At 50.7% G+C, this 9,999-nt stretch carries 8 protein-coding genes; 3 read left to right on the forward strand and 5 right to left on the reverse strand.

From position 1 onward, the window contains the following. Positions 1-31 precede the first annotated feature (31 nt). Positions 32-598 (reverse strand): hypothetical protein, encoded by a 567-nt coding sequence (locus tag CVV44_16050; GenBank protein PKL37844.1) that lies wholly within the window; start codon positions 596-598, stop codon positions 32-34. 2 nt (positions 599-600) lie between these two features. Further along, positions 601-1,857 (reverse strand): diaminopimelate decarboxylase, encoded by a 1,257-nt coding sequence (locus tag CVV44_16055; GenBank protein ID PKL37845.1) that lies wholly within the window; start codon positions 1,855-1,857, stop codon positions 601-603. Between the two features lie 377 nt (positions 1,858-2,234). On the opposite strand from CVV44_16055, the gene CVV44_16060 reads away from it, so the two are divergent. Both CVV44_16060 and CVV44_16065 read left to right on the forward strand, forming a co-directional pair. Further along, complete coding sequence (locus CVV44_16060; protein PKL37846.1) at positions 2,235-3,794, forward strand: chemotaxis protein; 1,560 nt, start codon at positions 2,235-2,237, stop codon at positions 3,792-3,794. Positions 3,795-3,948: 154 nt separating this feature from the next. Further along, on the forward strand, positions 3,949-5,007 hold the full coding sequence (locus CVV44_16065) for a redox-regulated ATPase YchF (protein PKL37847.1): 1,059 nt from the start codon (positions 3,949-3,951) through the stop codon (positions 5,005-5,007). A gap of 5 nt (positions 5,008-5,012) precedes the next feature. Here the strand turns inward: CVV44_16065 and CVV44_16070 are convergent, their stop codons facing one another. Beyond that, positions 5,013-5,360: a hypothetical protein gene (locus CVV44_16070; GenBank protein PKL37848.1), complete on the reverse strand. Its 348-nt coding sequence runs from the start codon at positions 5,358-5,360 to the stop codon at positions 5,013-5,015. 282 nt (positions 5,361-5,642) lie between these two features. Between CVV44_16070 and CVV44_16075 the strand changes: the two genes are divergently transcribed. Continuing rightward, complete coding sequence (locus tag CVV44_16075; protein ID PKL37849.1) at positions 5,643-6,719, forward strand: hypothetical protein; 1,077 nt, start codon at positions 5,643-5,645, stop codon at positions 6,717-6,719. A 39-nt stretch (positions 6,720-6,758) separates the two neighbouring features. Here CVV44_16075 and tkt read toward each other — a convergent pair whose 3' ends face one another. Further along, positions 6,759-8,738 carry a transketolase gene (gene tkt, locus CVV44_16080; GenBank protein PKL37877.1) on the reverse strand — a complete coding sequence of 660 codons (1,980 nt, stop codon included), beginning with the start codon at positions 8,736-8,738 and terminating at the stop codon, positions 6,759-6,761. A 171-nt stretch (positions 8,739-8,909) separates the two neighbouring features. After that, positions 8,910-9,812, reverse strand: coding sequence for a cysteine synthase A (cysK, locus tag CVV44_16085; protein PKL37850.1), 903 nt, complete (start codon positions 9,810-9,812; stop codon positions 8,910-8,912). Positions 9,813-9,999: the final 187 nt, after the last annotated feature.

A 9,999-nucleotide genomic window follows, 5' to 3' on the forward strand; every position in this document is an offset into this window, starting at 1 on the left:
AACATGATATCATCGGTTAATTTTTCCCACTTCACCGGTTCACGTAATCCACCACGGTCCGTTTCCTTCCCACTGTGACCTTTGAAATTCCGCCGTAGTCTATGTGCAGGGTGAACATTTTCTCAAAAGGCATGTTCAGCAAGTGCGCCAGGAGAACATGGATAACGGCCGTATGGGCCACAACCGCAACGCGTTCAACCCGCAGTTCCGTAAGGTCTTTCCAGAAGGCCGCACAACCTTCGGCGAATTCCCGCAGGGCGATGCCTCCCGGTATGGGGTAATTGGTCATGTCCTCAAACCAGCCCTTCAGATCGCCGGGGGTTATTTCGGCCCAGGGCTTCATCTCCCAGTCGCCGAAGCTGAATTCACGGAGGCGATCATCTGTGACAAAGTCCCTTAGCCCCAGGTCCCGGGCCAGAATCTGGCATCGCGTCAGGGGACTGACCCGGGCCGGGTACTCCGCGATATCTCCCGGCAGGCGCTTCTTTACATCGGCCATATCTTCAGGATAGGTGTCGGCCAGTTCCACATCGGAACTGCCGTAGCAGATTGACCGGTCAGGTTTTACCCTGGTATGCCGGATGAGAAGTACTTCCATTATTATCTTTTCCCCACGGGAAACTCCAGGGTGGCAAAATAGTCGTCCAGGGTTTCGGCCCGCCGGATAAGCTCCACGGTACCATCGGGACGCAGGAGCAGTTCAGCCGAGCGGAGCTTCCCGTTGTAGTTGAAGCCCATGGCGTGGCCGTGGGCCCCGGTGTCATGGATCACCACGATATCGCCGATTTCCACCTCGGGAAGCATGCGGTTGACGGCAAACTTGTCATTATTCTCACACAACGAGCCGGTCACATCATATTCCCGCACCACGGGCTCATTCTCCCTGCCCATGACGGTAATGTGATGATAAGCCCCGTAGAGAGCCGGCCTCATGAGGTTTGCCATGGAAGCATCGAGTCCGATATAATTCTTGTAGGTATTCTTTTTATGAAGAACACGGGATACCAGGTATCCGTACGGTCCCGTGATCATCCTGCCGCTTTCCATATATATGTTCAGGGGATGGAGTCCCTTTTCCCGGATCAGTTCATCATAGGCCTTCCCTATCTCATCGCCGATAAATTCAATATCTACAGCACTGTCTTCAGGCCGGTAGGGTATGCCAAAACCGCCGCCCAGGTTCACGAATTCGAAGGAAATATCAAGCTCCTTTGAAATGTCATGGACAAGATCAAAAAGCATGCGGGCCGTATCGACAAAATACCGGTTGTCCAGTTCGTTGGAGGCGATCATGGTGTGGAGACCGAAGCGTTGTACTCCCTTATCGCGCAGGATGCGGTATCCCTCAAAGAGCTGTTCCCGGGTGAAGCCGTACTTGGCCTCCTCGGGTGTGCCGATGATGGCATTGCCTCCCCGGAGGGGGCCGGGATTATATCTGAAACAGCCGATTTCCGGCAGTCCGGCATGCTTTTCCAGGAAGGAGATATGGGTGATATCGTCAAGATTGATGATGGCTCCCAGCTCAAGGGCCTTGACAAATTCATCGGCCGGCGTGTCATTGGAGGTAAACATGATCATCTCTCCGGTGATACCGGTACGCTCTGCCAGGACGAGTTCGGCCATGGAACTGCAGTCGGCGCCGAATCCCTCCTGGTTCAGTATTTTCAGGAGATGGGGATTGGGCGTCGCTTTTACTGCGAAGTATTCCCTGAATAATGGCGCCCAGGAGAAGGCCTTTATGAGACGCCGGGCATTTTCACGCATGGCTCCTTCATCATATACATGGAAAGGCGTGGGATATTTTTTAATAATATCCTCAATCTGCTCTTTTGTAAATGGTAGTGTCTTCTTTGCCATGAAATAGTCCTGAAATGTTTAAAATTTATAAACCGCCGCATGACGGCAACAGTGATCATATCAGCCCAAACTTATTATTGAATTGTTACACATTTGAAAGCGAAATGCCGATACACATACTATAATAGTACAGATACAACCGGTATAATGAAAAGCAATGAAAATCTGCTGATACTGTCAATCAAGAATTTGCCTTTGTAAGGCTTTTTAAAACCTCTAAAGGGATTAAAAAAGTAAGGAAATATAATTTCATGGGCAAATCAGATAATAAATTGTATTTTTTATACTCCTAGTGTAGATTTATACAAATTTTAGATGACATTTTGTACTGATAAAATTAAAAACAGAAAAAATATACATCATCAGGGTAGCCTTAAATGAAATCAAAAGAAAAAAAAATCGATAAAATCAAAAACAGTAGAGTCGAGAGTCATGCCATTTTTGCCGATGTCATGACGACCAACAACCGGCGTCTCATAAAGGCCTTCTCCATTATAGCAACGATCGCCAATGTAGCGGTTACGGCCATCAAGGCAACGGGAAAGGGTTCGGCCTATCTTACTTATACTGATATCCTCATCGAAGTCATACTTGTTACATCCCTGGTCCTTATAACCATTTTCCTCAGCAACCGTTTTAAGGGGAAAAAGCGTTCAGCCGTGATAACGCTTACGGGCATCATGATGGCCCTGGGTGTTTTCCAATATTCGTTCCATGGTTCCAATGAGCTCTTTGCAACAAATTACATTCTTCTGGCCCTGAGTATATTCTATTTTAACCGCCGCCTATCGCTCTTTGCGCTGATCCTGGTGCTCATTGCACAGACCGTACTCTTTACAATACGACCGGAACTGCTGCCGGGAGGGCCTGCATCTAACCTCCTGGTGCGATACATTGTTTACTGCATGGTGGGAATCGGCGCCATGACCGGCGCTGATGCCACATTCCGGCTCCTGGTTCTGGCCATCGAAAAGCAGGATGAGGCCACGAACAATTACGGGAGTCTGCAGGAGGCCGTGCGCGCCATCATGAAATCCATCGGCATCCTGAAGGAACAGACCTCGGAACAGGAATCAATCGCCGCCGACATGAACGACGTGTCACAGCAGCAGGCCGCTTCCCTGGAGGAGATTTCGGCCTCGCTTGAGGAACTGGCATCAAATTCGGAATCCATCAGCAACATCGCCCGCTCCCTTTTCGAAGAGCTTGATATCACCGTGGAATCGGTCAATGACCTCAAAACGGTAAACGACCGGACTCAGCAGAGTTCCACGGAAATCAACAATACCCTGAACAGCGTAACCCAGTATTCGGAAAATTCCTCCAGCCAGATAAACATGGCCAAGGACAGTTTCGTGACGCTGAAAAGCAAGAGCAACGAGATGTCCAATTTCGTCCAGGTCATAAATGACATTGCCGACCAGGTAAACCTCCTCTCCCTGAACGCTTCAATTGAGGCTGCCCGGGCCGGTGAGGCGGGCCGCGGATTCGCCGTGGTCGCCGACGAGATATCCAAGCTGGCTGACGCCACTTCCTCCAACGCCAAGGAAATTGAAAAGATTATTCGGGAAAACCAGTCCCTCATCGATGGCAGCAGCAGATTCATCGGGGAATCAGCGGACATGATACTGCAGCTCAATACAGCCATTCAGCGTATAAAGCACGAAATCGGCGATGTGGGCACCCTTATCAGCGATATCGACATGACTATAAAAACCATCAAAAGCCTGAACACGAAAGTCCATGACTCCAGCAAGACGATAGAGCATTCCACATCGGAGCAGCGCATTGCCACGGACGAATCGAGCAGGACCACGGCCGATATCGCACGAAAGGCCCAGGACATCGTTGATTTTGCCTCACGGATCACGGACACCACGAAAAAAATAAACAACCTGGTCAATGAACTGAGCGATATCACGCAAACTCTCCAGTAGAAGATATTTTCTGTCTCCATGGTGCCTTTATTTCTGATTTGCCTGAATTTTTCCTCTTGACGTAAGGCACCTTCCCGTACTATTGCCTTGCCAGATACCCCTGAAACCATGGGGAAACACATCACACCGGTAAACGACACAATAAGGAGCTGCCATGAAACTGGGAATAATCGGACTGCCCCAAACAGGGAAAAAAACCCTTTTTGAACTGCTGACGGGATCAGCTCCCTCACCCGCCGACGCTCAAAAAGGATCAGCTGGAGTGGCGGACATCCGTGACAGCCGCTTTCTTGCCCTGTCGCGCATGTATAATCCCAAGAAAGAGACACCGGCCCGGATAGACATGCAGCTTCTGCCCAAACTTGATCCCGGAACCGCCAGAGATTTTCGCGATGTGGCCGACGCAGATGCCCTGTGTCATGTCGTACGCGTTTTCCAGGATGATTCCATCTACCACGTAAGCGGCTCCGTGGACCCTGTCCGGGACATCGAAACCGTGAACGGCGAACTTTTTCTCAGTGACCTTGTCTTCATTGAAAAGCGCCTGGACCGCATAGAGAAGGATCGCAAAAAAAAGGAGGACAAGCGACTCCTGGACGAGGCCGAACTCCTGAACCGCTTCCGAACGCACCTTGAGGCAGACCTGCCGCTGCGCACCCTGACTATAACCGACGAAGAAAAGAAACTGATTTCGGGTTACCCCTTCCTCACCAGGAAAAAAATGCTCGTTGTACTGAACACCGATGACGACACGTCAAAAAAAACCGGGCTCATTGAATCCCTGTCATCAAAATTCACAACCATGGAAATAGACATCATGCAGGTCCCGGCAAAACTGGAGCTGGAGATAGCCACGCTGGAGAGCGAAGAGGAACGTGTGGAATTCATGAAGGACGCGGGCATTACCGTCTCGGCCCTGGAACAGCTCTCCATGCTCGCCATGACATCTCTGGGACTCATGTCCTATTTCACCGTTGGCAAGGACGAGGTGCGGCAGTGGCTCGTACGGCGTAATGCCACGGCACCCGAAGCGGCCGGAGCCATCCATTCCGATATCCAGCGCGGGTTTATCCGGGCCGAGGTGATAAAATACGCAGACCTCATGTCCCTCAAATCGGAAGACGAAGTGAAGAAAGCCGGGAAACTCTATGTTATGGGAAAGGACTACATCGTGGAGGACGGCGATATCATCAACTTCAGGTTCAACGTGTAACCCCGTCAGGGATATATCATTACACGGTTCTTACCGGCGTTTTTCGCTTTATAGAGCATTTCGTCGGCCTTTCTTATAATCTTTTCATTGTCACAGGCATCTTCAAGCTCGCCGACTGAGTAGAGGGCGACGCCGATGCTCAGGGTGCAGTGTATTTCATTTCCATCGTCGGTTTCGATCCTCTCATTTTCAGCCATTGCCCGTATCTTTTCAGCAGTCCGCAGCGCCCCCTGCCTGTCCGTCTCCGGTATCATTTCAATAAACTCCTCTCCGCCGTACCGGGCTACCAGGTCACTAGCCCTGCGATTGGCGATAAGCAGCGAACCCATCTTCGCGAGCACACGGTCTCCCATTCTAAAGCTTCATAGTCCTTTTATAGTAAACCAAATGCCGGTACAATTTATTTGATTAATTATCAATAATTTACTTTATATATACGTTTTTTTATATTTGCTAATGATATATATTCACAATTATATACTGACATACGGCTTGACAGCCGGAGTAAAGGCATATAGTATCCATGCTAACAGGAATATCATTGCCGTTGGGGATTTCCATAATTACAGCCGATTCATGAAACCTCATTTCAATTGACTGTTGCAGCTGTTTGATACACCCGGAGTAAAGAACTCATGTCCATAGGATATTCAAATAAAGTAATTCTCATAACCGAGAAAACCAGGATTGCCGCCCCTGTCAAGATAGCGCTGAACAAGCTCGACTATGAGGTCGCCTCCGGTTACCCTGCGCTGACCTCCATTTCGGTAATGCGGACCGGCATCTCCCACAGCGGAAAGACGGCATTCATCAGGACCGAGCTTCTGCGCTTCATCAACGAAAAGGGCTTCCCGCGTGCCATCATCATGGACAGCCAGATAGACCTGGGCATGGCACCGGCCCTGGACCCCGGCATGCTTAAGATATTCAAAACACTCCTGATTTCATACATCATCCTCAGCAAGGGGGCGGAGTGCAAAGACCTGCGGGGCAATTTCATCCTCCTTAACAAGGGGGCTGCATTCGAAAAAGAATTCGGTATTGGAAAGAATCCACACAGTGTTATAAAACTGCTCTCGACACAGAATCCCGAGATAAATTACTTTATTGATGATCTGAAGGAAAACCGGGAACGCTTTGACGCCCTGTTCTCCATCACGCTGCTCGACACGGAACAACCATCAGATATTATCACGGGAACCGTGGGAGATTTTCTCGTTAAAAACGCCGGGGGCGCTGCGGCCAAAAAGCCTGCACCGGCAGAGATGCCGGGCACCGCAGTGAAGACCGATGATACACCGGCACGAATAGTCTTCCGCATCGATGCCGGTTCCGTCTATGACGATGGAAGCATCACAACCGAACTCTCGGAAGAACATGCCTCCCTCAGGGAAAGGGAATTTTATATCATTGGCTCCTGGTCAAGCAGGACCGAGTTGGAAGTGGCAAAAAAAATCGCGGGAGTCCTGCAGAAAGGAATAAATGAACAGGCGCGTTTCGGATACGGCGATCCCATCAGATTCAATCTCGACGACCGCTGCGTCATGGATAAAAACACCGCCCTTTCGATGGCACAGCTGTTCAAGAAAAACCTTGCGCAGTTTAAAAAAATTGCCATTACTGCCAGTGCTAAAAACGGCGCCCTCATCCAGAAATCACGCGGATTTCCCATGATAAAAGACATACTCACCGTCACCCCTGAAGCATCGTAGACAATACCGGCAAACCCTGATAAAAAAACATTGTGGCCATTATTTCAGGTATTCTTTCACCTTTGCCGCAATGTTTTCCTTCGTAAAACCATATAACTTCGCCAGCTCTCCCGCCGGTCCCGAAGCACCGAAATGCTCCAGGGTGATATAGAGAGCGCCGGACCCGGCATACTGGTCCCAGCCGCTCCGCCGTCCCGCTTCCACGACTGCGCAGGGCACGTTTTCGGGTATGACGCTTTTTTTATAGGCCTCGTCCTGACGGTCAAAGAGAAACCATGACGGGAATGATACGACGCGTGCACTGATCCCTTCATTAAGAAGCATTTCAGCGGCATCCATGGATATGGCCACTTCCGAACCGCTGGCCAGGATGACGATATCGGGCCTACCGTCACAATCTTTGATTACATAGGCGCCCCTGGCCAAGTCCTTTGCTCCGGCCGCACCATGACGCTTTAAAACCGGGATGTCCTGCCTGGTGAGGGAAAGCATGGTAGGGCCTACAGTGCCGGCCAGGGCCGCCAGCCAGGCCTCCCTGGTTTCCTCGGCATCGGCGGGCCGTACCACATTCAGGTTCGGGATGATGCGTGCGCCAGCCAGATGCTCCACGGGCTGGTGTGTGGGTCCGTCTTCACCTACAAAAAATGAATCGTGCGTAAATATATAGACAACCTGCAGGCCCGAAAGGGCTGCAAGGCGCACAGCGGGCCTCATGTAATCGATGAAAACAAGAAAGGTGGCGCTATAGGGAATAAATCCGCCATAGTAGGCTATACCGTTCTGAATGGCGCCCATGGCATGCTCACGAACACCGAAATGAATATTGCGCCCCACTTTGTTTCTCCCCGTTTCCCCATACCCTTTCACAAAGGACTTGTTGCTGGGTCCCAGGTCCGCCGATCCTCCAAGGATATTGGGCACCTCCCTGAAAAGAGCCTCAAGCACTTTGCCCCCGGCACTGCGCGTGGCAATTTTATCTCCCTCTTTAAAGGACGGAAGCTTCCCGCGCAGGGCTTCGGTATCGGGAGCGGAGAAATATGAATCCCACAGTTTTTTCTTCTCACCGGTAATGGTTTTTCCGAACAGTTCATTCCAGGCCCGGTATTCTTTCAGGAGCTCCTCCCGGCGGAGTGCAAAAATATCATACACCTCGTCGGGCACGCAAAATTGTGCATCAGCGTCACAGCCGATATTGGTCTTTGCCGCCTTCACCTCATCGGCGCCCAGGGGCGCTCCATGGGATTCCTCACTTCCTTCTTTGCCGGGACTGCCCTTGGCGATGCGGGTTTTCGCGATAATCAGGGATGGCCGGTCCTTCACCTTCTGCGCCTCCAGCACGGCACGCTCGATTGCATCGGTGTCGTGGCCGTCTATCTTCTGCACATGCCAGTGACACGATTCAAAGCGTTTTTCCGTATCATCGCCGAAGGTGATACCGGTGCTTCCTTCTATTGATATCTCGTTTGAATCGTAAAGATATATCATATTCCCCAGTCCCAGGTGACCGGCCAGGGAGGCAGCCTCGGAACTGATTCCCTCCATAAGATCGCCGTCGCCGCAGATGGCGTAAATATAATGATCGATGATAGTGCCGTCCGTATTGAATTCCGCGGCAAGCATTTTAGCGGCAAAGGCCATCCCCACGCCGTTGGCGAAGCCCTGTCCCAGTGGGCCCGTGGTGGTTTCCACACCGGCGGTATGACGAAACTCGGGATGGCCCGGTGTTTTGCTTCCTACCTGGCGGAAGCTCATGATGTCCTCCAGGGAAAGATCGTAACCCGACAGGTGAAGCATGGAATAAAGAAGCATTGAGCCGTGGCCCGCTGAAAGAACAAAGCGATCCCTGTTCTTCCATGCGGGATCGGCGGGGTTGAATTTCATTATCTTTGCCCAGAGCACGGCGGCAATCTCAGCGCATCCCATGGGCATGCCGGGATGACCCGAATTTGCCTTCTGAACGGCGTCCATGGACAGGGTCCTGACGGTATCGGCGATTGTTTTCAACTGTTTCCTGGTTATAGTCATGCTCTTCTCCATAGATAATATATTTTTTTCAAATCACCGCTCTGACACAACACGTTAACATTCAAAAGGATATCAGACTGAGCGATTACTCAGTTTGATATCCCCCTATATTTTTTCAAGATATTTTTATTGTGTACAGGATATTAAACAATAATTAATAAAAAATCAGTCTGCCTGCGAGTTCAGAAGTCCCGTGCTGAAATACCGCTCTGCCCGATCTGCCAGGATGGTTACCACGTTGTATCCGGGATTCTGCCTCACGATTTCCCGGGCGGCCCAGACATTGGCTCCCGATGAGGTTCCCACAAGAAGAGAATTGCTCCGGGCAAGCTCCCGTGTTGTTTTTATGGCATTATCGTCGGAGACTTCGATGATCTGGTCGATGAGCTTCACGTCCAGTACCTCGGGAATGAATCCATCGCCGATCCCCTGGATCTGGTGCAGGCCCGGCTCATGGCCCAGGAGGGCCGAGACGTTTTCAGGCTCCACGGCGATAATCTTGATATCGGGATTGTGATCCTTCAGAAACCGGCCCACGCCCTGTATGGTGCCTCCGCTGCCTATGCCTGAAACAAAGGCATCGATATGGCCTCCCATCTGCCGCCATATTTCCGGGGCCGTAAACTCATAATGAGCCCGTGGATTATGGGGATTGGAAAACTGGTTGGGCATATAGCCTTTATATTTTTCCATGAGCTCCCGGGCTTTCCGCACGGCTCCGTCAACACTCTCGCTGTCGGGAGTGAGAATGAGCTCTCCCCCCAGGACCCTTATGATGTTCTTTCTCTCCTCGCTCATGCCTTCGGGCATGACAATTATGACCTCATACCCCTTGCTTACTCCCACCATGGTTATGCCAATACCCGTATTACCCGAGGTTGGCTCGATTATCTTCATCCCCGGCCTGAGAAGACCAGTTTGTTCGGCATTCTCTATCATGGCCAGGGCTATCCTGTCCTTGATGCTGCCGCCGGGATTCAGGAATTCGGCCTTGGCAAATATGGATTCATTTTTGAGCTGAATCATGGGCGTGTTGCCTATAAGTTCCTTAACGTCGCGCACATACATATGTCATTCCCCCACAAAAGGCTTTCTTCAGACATAAGGGTCAGGGAGCTTCAAATTTTCAATTACAATTTTTATAAAGGAACCTGTGGATTTAAGAGGATGTACCATTTTTCAGGAAAGTGGGGCAGACAGCAGGGATTTGAGCGGGAGATATGACGAAATATCCCCCGCTCGATTATACATTATT

The organism is Spirochaetae bacterium HGW-Spirochaetae-1, from assembly GCA_002839375.1.
GTDB lineage: Bacteria > Spirochaetota > UBA4802 > UBA4802 > UBA5550 > PGXY01.